Origin of the sequence: Fusobacterium sp., from assembly GCF_029258315.1 — a bacterium.
Taxonomy (GTDB): Bacteria; Fusobacteriota; Fusobacteriia; order Fusobacteriales; family Fusobacteriaceae; genus Fusobacterium_B.
In genome coordinates this window covers 1-20,787 of record NZ_JARHZE010000065.1, presented here as the reverse complement: position 1 = coordinate 20,787, position 20,787 = coordinate 1, and the positions used below count along the sequence as shown (strand labels likewise).

The 20,787-nt window shown below is 27.6% G+C and carries 18 protein-coding genes; 9 read left to right on the top strand and 9 right to left on the bottom strand.

Features of this window, described 5'->3' with window-relative positions:
* Positions 1-34: 34 nt before the first annotated feature.
* Positions 35-595, bottom strand: coding sequence for a glycerol-3-phosphate responsive antiterminator (locus tag Q1J48_RS05190; protein WP_300361697.1), 561 nt, complete (start codon positions 593-595; stop codon positions 35-37).
* 146 nt (positions 596-741) lie between these two features.
* On the opposite strand from Q1J48_RS05190, the gene Q1J48_RS05185 reads away from it, so the two are divergent.
* From Q1J48_RS05185 to Q1J48_RS05160, 6 genes are all read left to right on the top strand, one after another.
* Positions 742-1,665, top strand: coding sequence for a lysophospholipid acyltransferase family protein (locus tag Q1J48_RS05185; RefSeq protein WP_300361694.1), 924 nt, complete (start codon positions 742-744; stop codon positions 1,663-1,665).
* An 18-nt stretch (positions 1,666-1,683) separates the two neighbouring features.
* Entirely contained in the window at positions 1,684-2,631 is a 948-nt protein-coding gene (locus Q1J48_RS05180; RefSeq protein ID WP_300361691.1) for a lysophospholipid acyltransferase family protein, read from the top strand.
* 112 nt (positions 2,632-2,743) lie between these two features.
* The gene (locus tag Q1J48_RS05175) at positions 2,744-5,500 is read left to right on the top strand and encodes a M16 family metallopeptidase (protein WP_300361689.1); all 2,757 of its coding nucleotides are present in this window, start codon (positions 2,744-2,746) and stop codon (positions 5,498-5,500) included.
* A gap of 119 nt (positions 5,501-5,619) precedes the next feature.
* Positions 5,620-6,486, top strand: a complete 867-nt coding sequence (gene truB / locus Q1J48_RS05170) for a tRNA pseudouridine(55) synthase TruB (RefSeq protein WP_300361686.1) — start codon at positions 5,620-5,622, stop codon at positions 6,484-6,486.
* Positions 6,487-6,507: 21 nt separating this feature from the next.
* The gene (gene typA, locus Q1J48_RS05165; RefSeq protein WP_300328940.1) at positions 6,508-8,319 is read left to right on the top strand and encodes a translational GTPase TypA; all 1,812 of its coding nucleotides are present in this window, start codon (positions 6,508-6,510) and stop codon (positions 8,317-8,319) included.
* 157 nt (positions 8,320-8,476) lie between these two features.
* Complete coding sequence (locus tag Q1J48_RS05160; protein ID WP_300328944.1) at positions 8,477-8,740, top strand: HPr family phosphocarrier protein; 264 nt, start codon at positions 8,477-8,479, stop codon at positions 8,738-8,740.
* A 166-nt stretch (positions 8,741-8,906) separates the two neighbouring features.
* Here the strand turns inward: Q1J48_RS05160 and Q1J48_RS05155 are convergent, their stop codons facing one another.
* From Q1J48_RS05155 to Q1J48_RS05130, 6 genes are read right to left on the bottom strand one after another with little or no spacing between them, the layout of a single operon-like run.
* A complete protein-coding gene (locus Q1J48_RS05155; protein ID WP_300328947.1) occupies positions 8,907-9,557 on the bottom strand; it encodes an L-fuculose-phosphate aldolase in 651 nt (216 codons plus the stop codon).
* A gap of 27 nt (positions 9,558-9,584) precedes the next feature.
* Positions 9,585-11,360, bottom strand: coding sequence for an L-fucose isomerase (locus tag Q1J48_RS05150; RefSeq protein ID WP_300328950.1), 1,776 nt, complete (start codon positions 11,358-11,360; stop codon positions 9,585-9,587).
* A gap of 11 nt (positions 11,361-11,371) precedes the next feature.
* Positions 11,372-12,769: a rhamnulokinase gene (locus tag Q1J48_RS05145; protein ID WP_300361683.1), complete on the bottom strand. Its 1,398-nt coding sequence runs from the start codon at positions 12,767-12,769 to the stop codon at positions 11,372-11,374.
* Positions 12,770-12,783: 14 nt separating this feature from the next.
* Entirely contained in the window at positions 12,784-13,932 is a 1,149-nt protein-coding gene (gene fucO, locus Q1J48_RS05140; RefSeq protein WP_300361681.1) for a lactaldehyde reductase, read from the bottom strand.
* Positions 13,933-13,967: 35 nt separating this feature from the next.
* On the bottom strand, positions 13,968-15,317 hold the full coding sequence (fucP, locus tag Q1J48_RS05135; protein WP_300361678.1) for an L-fucose:H+ symporter permease: 1,350 nt from the start codon (positions 15,315-15,317) through the stop codon (positions 13,968-13,970).
* Between the two features lie 22 nt (positions 15,318-15,339).
* A complete protein-coding gene (locus Q1J48_RS05130; protein WP_300328962.1) occupies positions 15,340-15,771 on the bottom strand; it encodes an RbsD/FucU family protein in 432 nt (143 codons plus the stop codon).
* Between the two features lie 274 nt (positions 15,772-16,045).
* Between Q1J48_RS05130 and Q1J48_RS05125 the strand changes: the two genes are divergently transcribed.
* Both Q1J48_RS05125 and Q1J48_RS05120 read left to right on the top strand, forming a co-directional pair.
* A complete protein-coding gene (locus tag Q1J48_RS05125) occupies positions 16,046-16,909 on the top strand; it encodes an AraC family transcriptional regulator (protein WP_300361675.1) in 864 nt (287 codons plus the stop codon).
* A 118-nt stretch (positions 16,910-17,027) separates the two neighbouring features.
* Entirely contained in the window at positions 17,028-18,527 is a 1,500-nt protein-coding gene (locus Q1J48_RS05120; protein ID WP_300361673.1) for a cobyric acid synthase, read from the top strand.
* Between the two features lie 36 nt (positions 18,528-18,563).
* On the opposite strand, the gene Q1J48_RS05115 is transcribed toward Q1J48_RS05120, so the two are convergent.
* Positions 18,564-18,788: a hypothetical protein gene (locus Q1J48_RS05115; RefSeq protein WP_300328971.1), complete on the bottom strand. Its 225-nt coding sequence runs from the start codon at positions 18,786-18,788 to the stop codon at positions 18,564-18,566.
* Positions 18,789-18,944: 156 nt separating this feature from the next.
* Between Q1J48_RS05115 and Q1J48_RS05110 the strand changes: the two genes are divergently transcribed.
* Positions 18,945-19,637 (top strand): LexA family transcriptional regulator, encoded by a 693-nt coding sequence (locus Q1J48_RS05110; RefSeq protein ID WP_300328973.1) that lies wholly within the window; start codon positions 18,945-18,947, stop codon positions 19,635-19,637.
* Between the two features lie 303 nt (positions 19,638-19,940).
* Here the strand turns inward: Q1J48_RS05110 and Q1J48_RS05105 are convergent, their stop codons facing one another.
* The gene (locus Q1J48_RS05105) at positions 19,941-20,621 is read right to left on the bottom strand and encodes a phosphoribosylaminoimidazolesuccinocarboxamide synthase (protein ID WP_300328975.1); all 681 of its coding nucleotides are present in this window, start codon (positions 20,619-20,621) and stop codon (positions 19,941-19,943) included.
* Between the last annotated feature and the right edge of the window lie 166 nt (positions 20,622-20,787).

Here is a 20,787-nt window from a genome sequence, read left to right as displayed (position 1 = left end):
GTCAATCCTTAAAATTTAGGACTGACGATTAATCTTACATTGACCATATTTCTACTTTTGTTGTTGATACTCCCTCTGCACCAGACTTTAATGCATTCATTACATCTTCTTTATCCTCTATAAGTCCACCTGTTATAACTGGAAGATTTACAAGATTACAGATTCTTTTTATTATCTTAGGCATTAATCCTGGTAATATCTCTATTGCATCAGGTTTGTTTTCACGAATATGTGCGATAGTATTTTTAAATGAAAATGAATCTAGTATAAAATATCTTTGAATAACAGAGATATTATTTTTACGAGCAAATGAAACCATATTGTGTTTTGTAGTTATTATTCCATCTGGTCTTATAGTATTTACAAGAAACTCTTTCCCATAATTTGAACTTGATAATCCTTCCACCATATCAGCGTGAACAAATACTATTTTTCCTTCACTTTTTAATCTTGAAACTATATCTTTTATATTCATAAGATTTGACATTATTATAAATACAATTTCACTTCCACTTTTTATAGCCTCTTCGATATTCTCCTCATTTTTTAAGGCTGGTATTATTGGATTTCTTTCAAGTATTTCTCTAATATTCATAGTATTCTCCCTTCATTTGTCATTATTCTTATATGATAGTTTATTTAAACTTTTATGTCAAGGTCAAATATTTTTCATATTCTCTATATTGTTTTTAAAAAATATGGTATAATAATAAGCGTTATTATTTTGATTGGAGGGATTAAATGAAAAATTTTGTATTTTTTATTCAATATATTTTATTTAAAATTTTAAAGTCAATACTTATGCTTTTTCCTGAAAAATCTCGTTTCAAATTTGCAGAAAAACTTTCAGTTCTTTCTTATAAAATTTTAAAATCAAGAAGAATTACAACACTATTAAATCTTAAATTAGTTTTTCCTGAAAAATCTTTAGAAGAGTTGGAAAAAATAGCTATTGAATCTTATAAAACTATTGGAAAGGCTTTTATCGGAACTCTTTGGCTTGATAAATATGTTAATAAAGAGGGAAACTTTAAGTTAGCAAATCCTGAAATGATTGAGGCCTTAGAAAAAAATCAACCTTTTGCATCTGCTAATATGCACTTTGGAAATATGGAAGGTTTACTTAAGATAGGTGAAAAATTTAACATTGTTACAGTTGGAAAAACTCAAAACAACCCATATGTCAATAATGAAATTGTAAAAAATAGGGAATGTTTTAATATCACTCTTTTACAAAGAAGTAGAAGTACAAGTAGAGATCTTATCAAATATGCAAAAGAAAATAGAAATATTGCTATTTTAACAGATCAAAAAGGTAGTGGAACTGATGTGGTATTTTTTGGAGAGCCTACTATCGCTCCTACTGGTATAACAAGTATAGCTTGTAAGTTTGATCGTCCTTTGTATCTAATCTATTGTATATATGAAAAAGATTTTTCTACTTTAGCTTTTATAAAAGAGGTTAAAAAATGTGAAGATGAAACTTTATCTTTCAAAGAAAAAGTTCAAATCACTACTCAAAATACTATAAATGAAATTGAAAAAGTTATCAAAGAGTATCCTGAACAATGGATGTGGATGCACGACAGATGGACTTTTTACAGACAATATAAAAAAGGAACTTTAAGAAAAGATTTAACAGAATTTGCTAAACTGATAAAGTAATAAGGGGATTAATAATATATGGAGAGAAATATAAATTTTTTTAAAAGAGGGATATATTATATTCAATTTTTAATTATTAGATTTTTAGAAAAAATATTTATGCTTTTACCTGAAAAAACTAGATTTAAAATAGGTGAAAGTGTGGCAGTTTTAGCTTTTAAACTTGTAGGAGAGGTTAGAAATATTACCATTCTAAATTTAAAACTAGCTTTCCCAGAAAAAACAAATGAAGAAATAAAAAGATTAGGTATTGAATCTTGTAAAACTATGAGTAGAGCATTTTTTGTAAATATGTGGCTTGATAAATATTTAGAAAATGATGATAATTTTAAAATTGCTGATGAAGAACTTTTAAATGAGGCTATAAAAAATGGTCCTGTTGTTTTTGGTGCTATGCACTTTGGAAATATGGAGGCTCCTGTTAAATTAGCCAATAGATTTCCTATTGTTACTGTGGCAAAAGATAGAACAAACCCATATATAAATGATCTTGTAATAAAAAACAGAACTCGTTTTAATATAACTCTTCTTCAGAAAAATAAAACTACAAGTAGAGAGTTAATAAAATGTGCTAAAGATGGTATGACACCAATTCTTTTAACAGATCATAGAGATAGTAATGGAACTGATATTAAGTTTTTCGGTGAGGAAACAACAGCTCCTACTGGTGTTGCAAGTATTGCTCTAAAATATGAAAGACCTTTATATCTTATGTACTGTATCTTAAAAGAGGATAATACAACTGAAGTTCATATTAAAAAAGTTCCTAAATCTGAAGACACTTCTCTTTCATTTAAAGAAAACGTACAAAAAACTGTGCAAAATATGTTTGATGAGATGGAGATTGTTATGAAAGAATATCCTGAGCAATGGATGTGGTCTTATGACAGGTGGAAACTTCATAGTAAATATAAAAAGGGATTACTTAGTCCTAAACTTATGAACTTTGTTAAAACATTTAAATAAATTTATTCTACCACAGATGTTTTTCTGTGGTTTTTTATTCAAAATATGCCTTGACTTAAATAAAAAAAAATGATACGTTCTTTATATAAAATAAATTATAATAGGTGATCTTATGAATTTTTCAAAAAAACTTTTTTTTATATTTTTTATTTTTGTTTCTGTCTTTTCATTTTCTAAAAATATAGAAAATTCAAAAGATTTAAAAATTAAAAAATTAAACAATGGTATAACTTACTACTACTATAACAATCAAAGATTAAAAGATAGGGTTTCAATAAATGTTGTTGTAAAATCTGGTTCTCTACAAGAGGAAGAGAATCAAAAAGGGATAGCCCACTTCCTTGAACATATGGTTTTCAATGGTACTAAAAGTTATAAAAAAAATGGAATAGTGAAATATTTTGAGTCGATTGGACTTTCTTTTGGTGGAGATTTAAATGCTCATACATCTTTTTATGAAACTGTTTATAAACTTCAACTTCCTAGTGATGACAAAGGAAAGTTTGAAGAGGGGGTTAAAATATTAAAGGAGATGGTATTTGACGCTACTCTTACTGATGAAGATATTAATGAAGAAAAGGAAATCGTTGTAGAAGAATGGAGACTTTCTCAAGGATTTAGAGAGAGAATGACTTCTTTTTGGAAAAAAGTTATATATGATGACTCTAGATACAATGAAAGATTTCCTATTGGTGATATGGATATTGTCAGAGGATCTGACCACAATCTTGTAAAATCTTATTATGATAAGTGGTATAGACCTGAAAATATCGGAGTGATTATAGTTGGTGATGTAAATGAAAGATATGCTGAAAAAATTGTAAAAAAATATTTTGATTTTTCAGATGATAAAAAATACACAAAACCTCAAGTTTATGGTTTAAAAGAGTTACCAACTGATTATTTGATATTTAAAGATAAAGAGATTATAATTCCTGAATTTAATATGTTCTTTAGGCTAGATAATAGTCCTAACTACACAGACGAATCTATAAAAGAATCTATTTCTTTAAAAATCTTAAAAAGTTTAATAAATAATAGACTTACTAAAAAATCTTTAGAACCTTCTAAGAATATTCTTTCTGGTTCATCAGGTAGTGATCTATACATTAAAGATAACTTAGTTTCTATCTCTTCTATGATAGAAGAAAATAAAATCTCTGAAGGTATAAAAGAAACAATAAATGTTTTAAAATATTTTAAAGATTTTGAGGTTTCAAATATTGATCTTTCTCTTGAAAAAGAAAATATTTTAAAGAATCTTGAAAATGAAGTTAAAAATAAAGAGTCTTTCTCTAATAGTCTTTTAGTAAAAGATATTTCAAAAGCTTTTATTAATAATGATATATTCTTAAATGTTGAAGATTCTTACAAATTATATAAAAAATATTCTCCTCTTATAACAACTAAAGATATAAAAAATATAGCTAATAAACTTTATAATGATAATACTCGTTTTGTTTTATTACTTCCTGAGAATCAAAATGTTTCAAAAGAAGAGTTTGAAAAAATGGTTACTGAGGCTAAAAATTCATCAATAACTAAAGATGAAGAAAAAGAACTAAATCTAACATTAAAAGATCCTCTTTTACCTGTTGGACATATAAAATCTATAAAAAACAAAGGGGATTATAAGGAGATTATACTATCTAATAATATAAAATTCCTTTATAAATATACAAACTTAAAAGAAGATACTATTTATTTCAAATTATTTAGAGAAGGGGGAATTTCAAATCTTTCTTATTCAGAGATGATAAACTCTTATTTAGCTTGTGAGTTAATTAATTCTTCTGGAGTTGAAAATATCAGTGTTGAAACTTTAGATGCATACTTTAAAGGAAAAAATTTCAGAATTTCTCCGAAAATAAATAATTATTCTGAAGAAATAGATATAGCATCTGAAAAATCTAATTTAGATGAGGCTTTAAAATATTTCTCATACCTTGTAAGAAATCCTAAATTATCATCTAATCTTTATGATATCAATATGAGAAGTTTAAAACTTTTAATAAAAAATAAAAATAATAATCCTTCCATTGTTTTTGATGACAAGATTACAGAACTTTTTTATAATAATCATCCGTATAAAAAAAATCTTTCTGATAAAGATATTGCATATTTTTCTGAAGAGAGTATGCTTGATCTTTTCTCTAAAAAATTTAAAAATTTCAATGGATATTCTGGTATTGTAATAGGAAATATAAAAGAATCTGAACTTACTCCTATTCTTGAAAAATATTTTGCCTCTCTTCCAACTGATATTCCTTATGAAGAAAGTTGGAAAAATTTAGATATATCTTACCCTGAAAATATCGTTACTGGATCTGTCACAAAGGGAAATGATAAAAAAATAACTGTCAATATTAAATACCCTATATATAAAGACTATTCTTTAGAAAATCAGCGTATACTTTCTGCAATAACAAAGATTTTAAGAATAACATTCACAGAAGAAATAAGAGAAAAAATTTCCGGAGTTTATGGAATCGGTGTAAACTCACATTTCTCTAAATATGAAAAGGGATATTTAGATATTTATTTCTCAACAGATCCTAAAAAAGAAAAATTGGTTCTTGATAAGATACACTCTGAGATTGATAAAGTTTTAAATGGATATATTAATGAGGGTGCTTTCAATAGCATATTAAAAAATTACAAACTTTCTTATGAAAGTAATCAAGAAATAAATGATTATTGGATTAATTACTTAACTAAAAAAATTATTGAGGGAGATGATTACAAAACTCTTACTCCTAAAGAATACAATCAATTAATTACGAAAGAAAATATTCAAAATTTTGAAAAAACTTTTATAAAATCTGATAGTTATACACAGGTTATCCTTTATCCTGAGAATCAAAAGTAAACTTTTTTAACTTAAATAATACAATTAAGAAATAGAGAGAAAATCTCTCTATTTTTTATTTTCCATATTTTGATTTTTATGATATAATATTGTGTAAGATTAAATGTGGGGTTGATAAGTTGGACGGAATTATTAATATCAATAAACCTTCTGGTATTACATCATTTGATGTTGTTAGAAGACTTAGAAAAATTTTAAAAATAAAAAAAATAGGACACACTGGTACTCTTGATCCTTTAGCTACTGGAGTATTGGTCATTTGTACTGGAAGAGCTACAAGACTTGTTCAAGATATTGAAAAACTTGAGAAAGAATACATTGCTGAATTTAAGCTTGGATTTGCTACTGATACCTATGATATTGAGGGAAAAGTTATTGAATCTGTTGAAAATTTTAATGTTACTTCTGAAGAAATTGAAAATGTTTTGAAAAAATTTACTGGAAATATAAAACAAGTCCCTCCTATGTACTCAGCTATAAAAATAAATGGACAAAAACTTTATGATTTAGCTCGTCGTGGAGAAACTATTGAAAGAGAAGCTAGAGATATTAATATATTTTCTTTAAAACTATTATCTTTTGATGGAGTCAATGGAAAAATTTCTTGTAAAGTATCAAAAGGGACTTATATTCGTTCTCTTATATTTGATATAGGAATGGAGTTAAAAACTTTTGCCACAATGACATCATTACAAAGAACATCTGTTGGAAATGAAAAATTAGAAAAAAGTTTTACTTTAGAAGAGATTGAAGATATGCACTCAAAAAATGATTTTTCATTTGCTAGAACTGTTGAAGATTATTTTAATTTTCCTTCTATTGAGATAGAGGGTGAAAAAAATAAAACTTTATTTTTAAATGGAAATACCCTTATTTCAAAAGAAAATTCAGACGGTTTTTATAAAATTTATTATAAAGATTCTAAAGAATTTTTAGGACTTGGAAATGTTATTTCTGAGAGATTAAAAGGTTATAAATATTATTAAATTATATAAGGATGGAGATTTATGAAAATCAAAAATATTGCAATTATTGCCCATGTTGACCATGGAAAAACTACTCTTGTTGATTGTCTTTTAAAACAAGCTGGTGTTTTTGGAGCTCATGAACTTGAAAAAGTTTCTGAAAGAGTTATGGACTCTAACGATATTGAGCGTGAAAGAGGAATTACTATTTTCTCTAAAAATGCTTCTGTTAAATACAAAGATTATAAAATCAACATAATCGACACTCCAGGGCACGCTGACTTTGGTGGAGAAGTACAAAGAATTATGAAAATGGTAGATTCTGTTATTCTACTTGTTGACGCTTTTGAAGGTCCAATGCCTCAAACAAAATATGTTTTAAAGAAAGCTCTTGAGCAAGGACACAGACCTATCGTTGTTGTTAACAAAGTTGACAAACCAAATGCAAGACCTGAAGAGGTTCTTTATATGGTTTATGATCTATTTATCGAACTTAATGCAAATGAGCACCAATTAGAATTCCCTGTTCTTTATGCTTCAGGAAAAGGTGGATTTGCTAAGAGAGAACTAGAAGATACTGATACAAATATGATCCCTTTATTTGAAACTATTTTAAGTGAAGTTGACGATCCAAGTGGAGATGTTAATAAACCACTTCAATTCTTAATCACTAATATTGAATATGACAACTATGTTGGACAATTAGCAGTTGGAAAAGTTCACAATGGAAAAATGAAAAGAAACCAAGATGTTATGCTTATAAAAAGAGATGGATCTATGGTAAGAAGTAAAATATCTATAATCTATGGATATGAAGGACTTAATAAAGTTGAAGTTGAAGAAGCTTACTGTGGAGAGATCGTTTCAATAGCAGGACTTTCTAATATAGATATTGGAGAAACTGTTGCTGATATAAACGAACCAGTTGCTCTTCCTTTAATAGATATAGATGAGCCTACTCTTTCTATGACATTTATGGTAAACTCTTCTCCATTTGCTGGAAAAGATGGAAAATATGTAACTTCTAGAAATATCTGGGATAGACTTCAAAAAGAATTACAAAAGAACGTAAGTATGAAAGTAGAAGCTACTGACTCTCCTGACGCTTTCGTTGTAAAAGGTAGAGGAGAACTTCAATTATCTATACTTCTTGAAAATATGAGAAGAGAAGGTTATGAAGTTCAAGTTTCTAAACCAAGTGTTATCTACAAAGAAATAGATGGTAAAACTTATGAACCTATCGAAATGGCTCTTATAGATGTTGAAGACTCTTTCACTGGAATTGTTATTGAAAAATTAGGTTCTAGAAAAGGAGAACTTGTTTCTATGACTCCAGGTCAAGATGGATACACTCGTCTTGAGTTCAAAATTCCTTCAAGAGGAATCATTGGATATAGAAATGAATTTTTAACTGATACAAAAGGATCTGGAATATTAAACCACTCTTTCTATGACTTCGAGCCATACAAAGGACCTATTGCAAGTAGAAAGAAAGGTGTTCTTATAGCTACTGAAACTGGAGTTTCCATTGCTTATGCTCTTAATGCTATCCAAGAAAGAGGAGAATTATTTATAGCTCCTGGTATTGATATCTATGAAGGTATGATCGTTGGGGAACACGCTAAAGAAAATGACCTTATTGTAAACGCATGTAAAACTAAAAAATTAACAAATACAAGAGCTTCCGGAACAGACGATGCAGTTAAACTTGCTCCTCCTAGAAAATTAACTCTTGAGCAAGCATTAGATTATATATCTGATGATGAATATGTTGAAGTTACACCTAACTTTATAAGACTTAGAAAAAAATATTTAACTGATGCAGAAAGAAGAAAGCACTTCAAAAAAGACTAATCTAATTTTGATACTAACTGTATTTTTTCTAGCTATTTCATTAAGTTAAAATATTTTTTCATTGACAATTTTTTTGTTATGATATATTATATTTATAGTACAGGATTTATTTTATTCAATCATAAATAGAATATTTATTTATATCTGGAGGTTAAATATGTTATCTAAAACTGTTATAATTACAAATGAAACTGGACTTCATACTAGACCTGGAAATGAATTTGTTAGCTTAGCTAAAACTTTCAAATCAGCTATTGAAGTTGAAAATGCTGAAGGAAAAAAAGTTAAAGGAACATCTCTTTTAAAACTTCTTTCTTTAGGTATAAAAAAAGGAACTCAAGTTACTGTTTATGCTACTGGAGAAGACGAACAAGAAGCTGTTGATAAACTAGCTGATCTTCTTGCTAATTTAAAAGATTAATTGATTAGTTAATTGAGAGGAGAAAATTATTCTCCTCTCATTTTTTATTATTTAGTTAAAATTAAATACTATTCTAGACTTTATAATAAATTATTATTTATAAAATAAAAATGCTAACAAGTTTTTTCTTGTTAGCATTTTTGTATTATATTTTGTCAAGGGCTAGTTATCTTTTTTTTCTTTGACCATAAGTTTTAAATTTTTCTGCCATTAATTCCATTTCTTCATCTGGTAAAACTACTGGTTCTCCTATACTTTTAGCCATATAATAAATTTGAGAACAATATTCTATCTCCTCTATTATATTAAAAGCATTTAATAAATCATTTGCTCCAGCTAGTATTCCATGATTTGCTAAAATAACAGCTCTTCTATCTTTCATTGCTTTAGTTGCATTTACAGCTAATTCATGACTTCCATAAGTAGCATATTCTGCACATCTAACATTTTTTCCAGCTACAGCTATCATATAATGAGTTGCTGGTAGCTCTTGACGTAAACAAGCCAATACTGTTGCATATGTTGTATGGGCATGAATTACTGCATCTAAATCTGTTCTTTCTTTATATTGTAGAAGGTGCATTTCCCATTCACTTGATGGTGTTCTGTCTCCCTCAACTATATTTCCATCTAAATCAAGTATAACGATATCTTCTTCTTTTATTTCAAAGAAATCTATTCCTGATGGAGTTATAGCCATATATCCTTTTTCTCTATCAAAAACACTTAGATTTCCACCAGTTCCTTTTGTAAGATTTGATGTAACTAATTTTTTTCCATATTCTACTATCTCTTTACGAGCTTCTTGCATTAACATAATTTTGACTCCTTTTTTGCTTAATTTCTATTTAAATAATGGTCCATAAGTTTGGCATGCTCTGTAGTCTTGTCCTTCTTTATCCATTCCAAATGCATTCCAAGCCGCAGGTCTAAATATTTTTTCTTCAGGTACATTATGAGCAGCTACTGGTATTCTTAAAATAGAAGCTAGAGTTATTAAATCTGCTCCAATATGTCCATGTACTATTGCTCCGTGGTTTGCTCCCCAGTTATTCATTACATCATAAGCTGATTTAAACATTCCTTTTTCACCATTACAAATTGGTGCAAACCATGTACAAGGCCAAGTATAATCTGTTCTTTTCCATAATTTTTCTGTTACTTCAGTAGGTAATTTTACACTGTATCCTTCAGCAATTTGAAGCATTGGTCCTAATCCTTTTACTAAACATAGTCTGATCATTGTCATAGGCATTTCTGCATCTGTTAAAAATCTAGAAGAATATCCTCCACCTCTAAAGTATCCTAAATCTGCTGGGTTCCAAGTTGTAGCTTTTAAACTATTCTCTACATCTTCATCTGTCATTTCATAGAAAGGTTTTATACATCTATTTCCATTTTCATCTTTTGCTTCAGCAGCATAATCAAGTGCTGATGCCCCTGAGTTTATTAAGTGTAAGAATCCGTCTGCTTCTTTAGCAACTCCTTCTAGTTCATATCCAGTAACACGTTTTACTGCATCTCCACTCCAATAAGTTCTTACATCTGAGAATAAAGCAGCTTTATTTGTTAATAATTTTTCAAATAACATTCCTATTCCATTTAAAACGTCATTTTCAGTTGCTAATACCATTGGTTCACGAGTTCCGTTCCAGTCAAAACTTGAGTTTAATAATGCTTCAGCAAAGTCTCCATTAGGATAGAAGTCTGTCCATTGTCTTTGTCCTTGGAATCCTGCAGCAATTGCATTGTGTCCAGACATTTCTTCCTCTCTTCCTTCTGGTAAATTTTTATTTCCTTTCATTAAATCTTTAATGATTATCATCATTTTAACTACAAATTCCCATTGCTCATCTTTTATTTCACGAGGATTTTGCATTTTTTCAGGGTTTTTATCGAATCCTTCTTTACAATATTTTTTAGTCCATTCCATTGCTCTTGCAAATTCTTCTTTATCATAAATTTCTTCTGTCATTCTTCTTATGATTTCAACTTCATCTACTGATTCTACTCTCATTCCTAAATATTCTTCTATAAAGTTAGGATCGATTATTGAACCAGCAATTCCCATACATATAGAACCTATTTGTAAATAACTTTTTCCTCTCATTTGTGCTGCTGCTAATGCTGCTCTACCAAATCTTAATAATTTTTCTTTTACATCTTCTGGTATAGATGTGTCATCAGCATCCTGAACCTCATGTCCATAAATTCCAAAAGCTGGTAATCCTTTTTGAGCATGTCCTGCTAAAACAGCTGCTAAATATACAGCTCCTGGTCTTTCAGTACCATTAAATCCCCATACTCCTTTTATAGTCATTTTATCCATATCCATTGTTTCTGAACCATAACACCAACAAGGAGTTACTGTTAATGTAATATCAACATTCTCTCTTCTGAATTTTTCCGCACAAGCTGCTGCTTCATTAACACGTCCAATTGTTGTATCTGCTATTACAACTTGAACTGGTGTTCCATCTGAATATCTTAGATTTTCTTCAAATAATTTAGCAGCTGATTTTGCCATATTCATTGTTTGCTCTTCTAAAGATTCTCTAACTTTTATTTCTCCTCTTCTTCCGTCTATTGTTGGTCTAATTCCTATTTTTGGATAATTCATGGTAATTCCTCCTAATTTTTTTTATAATTAAATACTTCTGATGTTTTTTCTATTATCTTAAAACTTTCTTCTAGATTTTTTATCTCGCCCAAATTCATCTTCTGTATTATTAAATTTCCATAAGCAGTAGCTTCAAAAGGTCCAGCTATTATATTTAATCCTGTTTTATCAGCTATTAACTGACATAATAGTTTTGATTTTGCTCCTCCACCTATCATATGAATTCTTTTAAAATCTTTTTTTACAAATAATTTTACTTTTTCTATAGTTTGTAAATATTTTTCAACTAAACTTTCATAAATAACTTTAAAATAATCAAAATCATTATCTAGTGGTCTTCCAATTAAATTATCAATTTCAGTTATAGCATCAAATTCATCCTGTTGGAAAACCTCATTATCTACATCTACTATATCAGTTACTTCACATTTCGTTACATAATCACTAATTTCTTCAAAAGAAATCTCTAAACCTAATTTTTTTTCAAGTTGTGTTTTTAATTTTTCTAAAATATATAACCCTGTTATATTTTTAAAGAACATATTTGAAAGATTGTAACCTGTTTCATTTGTTAATGAATTTTCATAAACCTCTTCTGATATTATTGGATTGTCAGAAAGACATCCAATTAAAGACCAAGTTCCACAAGATAAAAATAATGTATCTCTATCTGTGTATGCTTTTGTTAAAAGAACTGCACTAGCTGTATCATGAGAAGCTGTTGATATTACAGGTATATCAAATTTTCTTAAAGATTCTAATTTTGAATTTTTAGTACTTCCTACTACCCTTCCTGGCTCTATAACCTCTGGAAAAATATCTTCATTTATTTTATATTTTTCTAATAAATTTTTATTAAATTCTTTTTTATTTAAATCAAATATTTGTGTAGTTGAAGCTATTGTCATCTCTGTAAAAGTTTTTCCTGTTAAATAATAGTTTATTAAATCAGGTAGCATTAAAAGTTTTGAAATTTTATTATAATTTTTATTCTCTTTTTTTAAATATAGTAGTTGAAACAGAGTATTTATTGACATTATTTGATTTCCTGTTTCCATAAAGATATCTTTTAAACTCATCGTTTTTTGAGCTTCTTTAAATCCTTCACCATTATAAATATCTCTATATGAAACTGGATTTTCTAATAAATTTCCCTCTTTATCTATTATTCCAAAATCAACACCCCATGTATCAATCCCTATACTTTCAATATTTTCTCCATATTTTAATATTGTTTCTTCTATATTTCCTATTATTTTTTCCCAATCCCAACGACTACGCCCATCGCCTTTTATTCTGTCATGAGAAAATCTTAAAACTTCTTCTGTTTTTAAAATTCCATCTTCTATATGACCTAGTATTCCTCTTACTGATGTAGCTCCTAAATCAAAAGCCAAAGAATATTTCATTTTTTCCTCCATCACTAAATTAATGATCTATAAAGCTCTTTTATCTCCTCTATTGATGTATCTCTTGGATTTCCACCTGTACACACATCTTCAAATGCTGATTTTGCTAAGAAGTCTAAGTCTTCTTCTTTTACTATTCCTTTTAAGTTTTTAGGAATTCCTACATCTTCTGATAATTTTTTTACTGCTTCTACTGCTGCTACTCTATACTCCTCTTGAGTCATTGAGTCAACATTTTCTACTCCAAATGCTTTTGCTATTGTTTTATATTTATCTCCTGTATACTCAGCATTGTATTCCATTACTGTTGGTAAAATAATAGCATTTGCTACTCCATGTGGTGTATCATATAAAGCTCCTAAAGGATGAGCCATTGAGTGAACAATTCCTAATCCAACATTTGAGAATCCCATTCCTGCTACATATTGTGCTAGAGCCATTCCCTCTCTTCCTTTATCCTCATTATTTACAGAACCTCTTAAATTTTTAGCAATAAGTTCAATAGCTTTTACGTGGAACATATCTGTCATTTCCCAAGCTGCTTTTGTTGTATAACCTTCAATAGCATGTGTTAATGCATCCATTCCTGTTGCTGCAGTTAAACCTTTTGGCATTGTTGCCATCATATCTGGATCTGATATTGCTATCATAGCCATATCATGTGGATCAACACATACAAATTTTCTTTCTTTTTCTACATCAGTAATAACATAGTTTATTGTTACTTCTGCTGCTGTTCCTGCAGTTGTTGCTACTGCTATTGTTGGAACTGTTGGGTTTTTAGTAGGCGCACAACCTTCTAAGCTTCTAACATCTTCAAACTCAGGGTTATTAATAATTATTCCCACAGCTTTTGCTGTATCCATTGATGATCCACCACCAACTGATATAATATAATCTGCACCCGATTTTTTAAATTCCGCAACTCCTGTTTTAACATTTTCTATTGTTGGATTTGGTTTTATATTTGAGTATAAAACATACTCTAAATTATTTGCATCTAATAAATCTGTTACTTTTTTAGTTACATTAAATTTTACTAAGTCTGGATCACTACAAACAAATGCTTTTTTAAATCCTCTTGATTTTACCTCTTCTGGTATAGCTTGTATTGCTCCTTTTCCGTGATATGAAACATTATTTAATATTATTCTGTTAGCCATCTCTGTACTCCTTTTATAAACTATTAACTTATATATTAATTATTTTTTTTACTATTGAAAAGTCCATATAAAAATACTACTACAAAACATACTAATGGAACATAGTAACTTGTTCTTACTGCTGCCTCAACTCCTGAATACATTGGAGCTAAAGATGAAAAGCTTGCTTTATCTATTACTTTTCCCATATAAGGTGTTATTATTGCTCCACCTAATATAGCCATAATAAGACCAGCTGCTCCTAATTTTACTTCTTCTTTTAATCCTCTTAAAGCTATTCCATAAATAGTTGGGAACATTAGTGACATACAACCTGAAATTAACATTAAACAAATTATTGATAAATTACTTGGTAAATAAATTGTTCCAAAAGTTATTAATATTCCTAATAATGCAATTCCTGTCATCAATCTTGCTGGCATATATATTTTCATTAAGTAAGTACATAACCAACGCATTCCAATAAATAAGAACATTGCATATAAATATTTATTTACTGCTGTTGCTTCATCACAATTTGTTAAAGTCATTACATATTTTGTCATCCAAGTCCATACAGCTATTTGCATTCCTACATAGAAGAACTGTGCAATTACACCAAATACATATCTTTTATTTGCTAATAATGTTTTTAAAGATTGTCCAAAATTTAACTCTCCATCTTCATCTTTTTGTGAAGATTTATTTTTTAAGAAAAATACCCAAATGATAAAAGCTATTATTATAAGTCCTACATATGGAACACAAACCCAGAATAATTCTTTTACTCTTATTGATTCTAAAACTTTAGGTTCCATTAGTAATCTCTCATTGTAATCTGCTGGATTTAAATTTCCTAAGATTAAAAACTTAGCCATAAATAGTCCAACTAAAGATCCTAAAGGATTAAATGCTTGTGCATAATTTATTCTTCTTATACTTGTCTCTTCATCACCTAAAGATATTACAAATGGATTACAAGTTGTTTCAAGTATTGATAATCCTCCTGCAAGTATAAAGATAGAAACTAAAAATATATTATAATTTTGTAATATTGCTGCTGGGATATATCCTAAGGCTCCTATTATATAAAATCCTAATCCTATCAAAACTCCATGTCTAAATGTATATTTTTTAATTATTAATGCTGCTGGAATTGCTAGAACTGCATAAGAACCATAGAAGGCAAACTGTACAAGTGATGAGTCAACTGCTGACATCATAAAAATCTTTCCAAATGCTGGAACCAAGTTATCTGTCATATTATTTAAAAGCCCCCATAATATGAAACAAGAAACCAACATTATAAAAGTCAATCTATATTTTTTTTCTACTACTTCTACTTTTTCTTTTTTTTCTACTACTATATTTTCATTAATTACTGCCCCTGTATTTTCAAACCCCATTTTAAATCCTCCTTATATTATTTTAAATTACGCCCTTTTGTAATATTATATTTGCATATAAAGCACTCTCGCCAGTTGCTACTATGCAATAAGCTCCTTTAGCTTTTTCATAAAATTTAAATCTTTCTATTTCTTCGAAAACATCGCCCCTGTCTTCGTATTTTTTTACTATTTTTTTGTATTCATCCCAAATAGGTGTTTCCACTGGATCATTTTTCATAACTTCCATTAAACCAACTGGTGATTTTACATACTTGTCTAAAGGAAATAATTGTAGTATTGCATCTAATACTTCTGGAGTTCCATGACCATCCATTCTTATTACTTTACAATTTTTTCCAATACTTTCAGCTGGAAAATTTCCATCAGCAATAACTAAATAATCACTGTGTCCCATCTCACATAAAACTTTTAATAATTCAGGTGAAATAATTTTTGGTACGTTTTTTAACATTTTCTCCTCCTTAAACTTTTTTGAACTTCTTCTTAAAATGTGCACTATAAGAGAATACTTAATACTGATTCTAGTTATTTCTTTTTAAAAATATTTATTATATTTTTATTTTATACTTGATTTTTGTTTTTTTCTTGTGATATATTAGTATTAATTCGTCTTTTTTTCACTTTTTTATTTTTTTTATTAAAATAAATATATAATTTATTATGAAGAAAAATTTAAAAGCTTAAATATTTTTGTTAAACATTATTATTTGAACTGGAGGTAAAATATGAAAAATATCGAATTCAAAGAAAAAATCTCTCATGGAACAAAAGCTTTTCCTGTTGCCTATTATCCTGTAAATTATACTCACCCTAGATATAATATGGATATTCATTGGCATAACGAATGTGAGTTTATTAGAATTTTACAGGGAAGTTTTGAATTAAATATTAATGCTGAAACTTATTATTTAAGCAAAGGAGACATAGCCTTTATTAACAGTGGATTCATTCATTCTGGAATTCCTAAAAATTGTGCCTATGAATGTCTTGTTTTTGATCTATCTTATTTTAGAAAAGAAATTAATTTTTCTAATACTTTTATTAATAGTATTATTAGTTTTAAGAAGGAAATTCAAATATTATATTCTGAAAAGGATAAAACCTCTCATGCTATTTTAGAAAATATTTTTCAAACAATAAAAAATCAAGCTCCAGGATATAAACTAAAGTTTTATGGACTTTTTTATTACTTTCTTGGAATTGTTAAAGAACTTAATTTATTTACTAACAATTTAGAATTTAAATCTAAGGATCAAAAAAAATTGTTACAAATAAAAAAAGTTATTTTATTTATCCAACAAAAATATATGTATGATATATCATTAAAAGATTTAGCAGACTCTCTAGATCTAAATATGAATTATTTTTGTAAATTTTTTAAAGAAATTACTCAAACTAGTCCTATTGAATATCTAAATTATTATAGAATTGAATGCGCTAAAGAAAAATTAAAAGAATCTCAATTATCTATTACAGAAATTGCTTATGATTGTGGTTTTAATGATTTAAGTCATTTTACAAAAGTTTTTAAAAAATATACTAATATGACTCCTAGAAATTATTGTAAACAACAAAATATAACAAAATAAAAAATAAGTGACCTTATTCCGAATTTAATCACTTATTATATAAAAAATATTTATTTTTTTCTAATTTTATAATATACTATAATTGATTGATAAATAAAAAATTATGAGGTATTAATATATGCACAAAAAAATTATGTTACAAGGAACTGGTTCATCAGTTGGAAAATCTGTTTTAACTGCCGGCTTATGTAGAATCTTTTCTCAAGATGGCTATAAAGTAGCACCTTTTAAGTCGCAAAATATGGCTTTAAACTCTTTTGTTGATGAAGATGGAAAGGAAATGAGTAAAGCTCAAGTTATTCAAGCCGAAGCTGCCAATACAACACCTAAAGCTTTTATGAATCCGATTCTTTTAAAACCGACTGGTGATAATAATTCTTCTCAAGTTATACTAGAAGGTATTCCTTTTAAAAATATGCAAGCAAAAGAATATTATAAAAATAACCCTCTATTTAGAGAAATAATTGTTAGAAACTATAATATTTTAAAAGAAAATTTTGAAATTGGAGTAATTGAGGGGGCTGGAAGTCCTGCCGAAATAAACTTTAGAAAAAATGATATTGTCAATATGGGAATGGCAGAAATTGCTGACTCAAATGTTATTTTAGTGGCCGATGTTGAAAGAGGGGGAGTTTTTGCATCTATCTTTGGAACTCTTATGCTTTTAGATAAGGCTGATCGAGATAGGATAAAAGGATATATTTTAAATAAATTTAGAGGAGATACCTCTTTATTAATAGAAGGGGTCAGTCTACTAGAAGAAAAACTAAAATCTAATAATCTTAATGTCCCTTGTCTTGGAATTTTACCATATATTGATTTAGATTTAGAAAATGAAGACAGCTATAATTTTTCTCCAAAGGACGAAAAGGCTAAAAAAGATTTAAATATAGCAGTTATTAATTTTGAAAAATTATCAAATTCCACTGATTTTACCTCACTTCTAGTTTATGAAGATGTTAATTTAACATATATAAATTCAAAAGAGCAACTTACTGGAGATTTTGATCTTATTATTTTACCAGGAAGTAAAAATGCTATTTATGATTATACTCTTATAGAAGCAAGAAAAATCACTCAAGGAATTGTTGATTATATAAACAAAGGAACTCCTGTTGTGGCTATTCACAGTGGTTTCCAAATGCTTGGTAAAGCTATAAAAGATTTAAAACAAGTTGAAAGTTCTTTTATAAAAGCTGAAACTTTAGGAATCCTTAATATGACAACAAATATGAAAGAAAAAAAATATACAAAACAAGTTACTAAAACTTTAACTAATTGTACTGGTATTTTAGAAGGGTTTGATGGTATTACAGTAAGTGGTTGTGAAATTCACCAAGGAGTCACAACTGGTGAAGATTCTAAGTTTTCTGTTACTGGTGAAGATAATTTTGCCCTTATTTGTAAAGATAATATTATTGGAACTTATATTCACGGATTATTTAACTCCCCTAAATTTACTAGAAAGTTTTTAAATAAACTTAGATCAAAAAAAGGACTAGAACCAATTTTAGATTATGTAAATATGGAAACTCATCAAGAAACCGAACTAAAAAAACTTGCTAAATTAATGCGTCTTAATCTTGATTTGAAAAAAATATATGAAATTTTAAAATAGATTTACTTCACCACTTAATTAATTTTAAGTGGTTTTTTATATTGCTATTCTTTCTTTTAATTCTTTGTGTATTTCCATTTCATTAAAAACTTCTTCTAGGTGTCTTAAAGTATTATCTATATTCTTACTTTTTATTTTCACAATTTTATTTCCATACTCAAATTTTATAAAAAATATTCCCTCTTTTTGATTTACATCACATTCTAATACTGTATTTCCTAAAAAGACATTCCATTTTTTATTTTTTATAAGTATTTTCATAAAAATTCCCCCTTTAAGTTTAACTATAATTATCTATAATAGAATTATAATATACTTATCTATTTTTGTCAATAGAATTTTAATCTTATTGCATTCTATCTAAAAATATAGTATAATTATTTATAAGAAATTATAAATTAAAAAGGAGGTACTATCTTGACCTTTACAGAATATTTAAAAGAAAAAAGAGAATCTTTGGGAATAAGTCAAAATAAATTTGCTAAAATGATAAATATAACTCAATCATATTTCAACTCTATTGAAAGAGGAGAGGTAAAAAATCCACCTAGTGAAGATATTCTTTTTAGAATGGCTAGTTGTTTAAATCTTAGCCCTGAAGAACAAGAATATATGCTTTACTTAGCTGCTATTGAAAGAACACCTAAAATTATAGTTGATAAAATCGAAAAATTAAAAACTGAAATTAAAACTAATAAAAAAAATAGTGCAAAACAACTTACTGAAATATCTGATAATGCTATCCCACTTTTTGAAAGAATCTCTGCTGGTTTAGGAGCTTTTACAGACAATGATATTGAAGATTATATTATGTTACCTGGGTTAAATAATTCAAGCCAAAATATTTTTGCTGTAAATGTTGTTGGAGATTCTATGGAACCTACTATAAAAAATGGTTCTATTATTATTTGTAAAAAAAATATGACTGTTAAAAATGGAGAAATTGGAGCTTTTTTCATAGATGATCAAGCCTATGTAAAAAGATTAAAAATAACTAAAAATTATATCGCTCTTGTTAGTGATAATCCAAATTATTCCCCTATCTATATCGGTCCGGGAGAAAATTTTAATGTTGTTGGAAAAGTTATAAAAGTTCTTTCTGATATTTAAACTTATCTATAAATATAGATAAAAAAGATGCATTGATTGCATCTTTTTTTATTTTTAATATCTCTAGAAAATTAATTTTTTATAAAAATATAGATTTAAATCCTATTTATTTTTAATATAAAAATTTTTTTATTTCACTACAATTTAATATTAAAGATAATTTTATAATCCTAATTAATAAAAAACTTAAAAATTTTTTCTTATTTTTATTATCTTTTAAAAATTCTTTTAAATTATTAAATCCATAACTTTATAATAAAAAAACAGAGAGAAAAAATCCCTCTGTTAATTTAATCTTTTATCTTATGCGAAGAACATTTCTGTTAAATCCATTGGATTAACAATTACTCCATCCTTATATACACGCATATTTCCTGAAGCGATCTCATCTATTAAGATTACCTCTCCAGCATTGTCTATTCCGAATTCAAATTTAATATCATAAAGGTCCAAACCTTTTTTAGCTAGTTCATCTTTTACTATTGTAGAGATTCTTTGAGTTCTCTCTTTCATAGAATCATATTGCTCAGCAGTCATAACACCTAATGCTACTAAACCATCTTTTGTTACTAATGGATCTCCTAGCTTATCATTTTTAAATGTAGTTTCTACATATGCAGAAAGTTCACCTGCTTCTTTAATGTATTCAGCATAACGACGATAAAAACTTCCAACAGCTCTAAAACGGCAAATTACTTCTAATCCTTTTCCAAAAGGTTTAGCTGGTACAACTTCCATTGTTCCCTTGTCTAAATCAGCTGATATGTAATGAGTTTTTACTCCAGCATTGTTAAGAATTTCAAAGAAATATTCAGACATTTTTAAGTTAGCTTTTCCAATTCCTTCGATTGTTAAACCAACTGCGTTTTCACCTGGATCGAATACTCCATCTTTTCCAGTACAGTCATCCTTAAACTCTAATAAGAAGTTTCCATTCTCTAATTTGTAAACATTCTTTGTTTTCCCTTGATAAACTTTCTCCATTTTGTCCTCCATATATTAAAATAAAATTAGTGGCAAATATCATTTAGAACCTTTTATTCAAGCATTCTTTTTTATTAAATTTTCTTCGAAAAAATCCATATGCAGTATTATATCACTTTTTTTTTATTTTTCAAATTTTTTTAACAAAAAAATTTTTTTTGTTAAA

Excerpts from the sequence above, each read along its gene's own strand:
- Q1J48_RS05185 (WP_300361694.1), top strand. The coding sequence starts at position 742 with ATGAAAAATTTTGTATTTTTTATTCAATATATTTTATTTAAAATTTTA.
- typA (WP_300328940.1), top strand. The coding sequence starts at position 6,508 with ATGAAAATCAAAAATATTGCAATTATTGCCCATGTTGACCATGGAAAA.
- Q1J48_RS05175 (WP_300361689.1), top strand. The coding sequence starts at position 2,744 with ATGAATTTTTCAAAAAAACTTTTTTTTATATTTTTTATTTTTGTTTCT.
- Q1J48_RS05190 (WP_300361697.1), bottom strand. The coding sequence starts at position 595 with ATGAATATTAGAGAAATACTTGAAAGAAATCCAATAATACCAGCCTTA.
- Q1J48_RS05145 (WP_300361683.1), bottom strand. The coding sequence starts at position 12,769 with ATGAAATATTCTTTGGCTTTTGATTTAGGAGCTACATCAGTAAGAGGA.
- Q1J48_RS05155 (WP_300328947.1), bottom strand. The coding sequence starts at position 9,557 with ATGTTAATGCAAGAAGCTCGTAAAGAGATAGTAGAATATGGAAAAAAA.
- Q1J48_RS05130 (WP_300328962.1), bottom strand. The coding sequence starts at position 15,771 with ATGTTAAAAAACGTACCAAAAATTATTTCACCTGAATTATTAAAAGTT.
- Q1J48_RS05150 (WP_300328950.1), bottom strand. The coding sequence starts at position 11,360 with ATGAATTATCCAAAAATAGGAATTAGACCAACAATAGACGGAAGAAGA.
- Q1J48_RS05160 (WP_300328944.1), top strand. The coding sequence starts at position 8,477 with ATGTTATCTAAAACTGTTATAATTACAAATGAAACTGGACTTCATACT.
- Q1J48_RS05115 (WP_300328971.1), bottom strand. The coding sequence starts at position 18,788 with ATGAAAATACTTATAAAAAATAAAAAATGGAATGTCTTTTTAGGAAAT.
- Q1J48_RS05105 (WP_300328975.1), bottom strand. The coding sequence starts at position 20,621 with ATGGAGAAAGTTTATCAAGGGAAAACAAAGAATGTTTACAAATTAGAG.
- fucP (WP_300361678.1), bottom strand. The coding sequence starts at position 15,317 with ATGGGGTTTGAAAATACAGGGGCAGTAATTAATGAAAATATAGTAGTA.
- Q1J48_RS05120 (WP_300361673.1), top strand. The coding sequence starts at position 17,028 with ATGCACAAAAAAATTATGTTACAAGGAACTGGTTCATCAGTTGGAAAA.
- fucO (WP_300361681.1), bottom strand. The coding sequence starts at position 13,932 with ATGGCTAACAGAATAATATTAAATAATGTTTCATATCACGGAAAAGGA.
- Q1J48_RS05180 (WP_300361691.1), top strand. The coding sequence starts at position 1,684 with ATGGAGAGAAATATAAATTTTTTTAAAAGAGGGATATATTATATTCAA.
- Q1J48_RS05125 (WP_300361675.1), top strand. The coding sequence starts at position 16,046 with ATGAAAAATATCGAATTCAAAGAAAAAATCTCTCATGGAACAAAAGCT.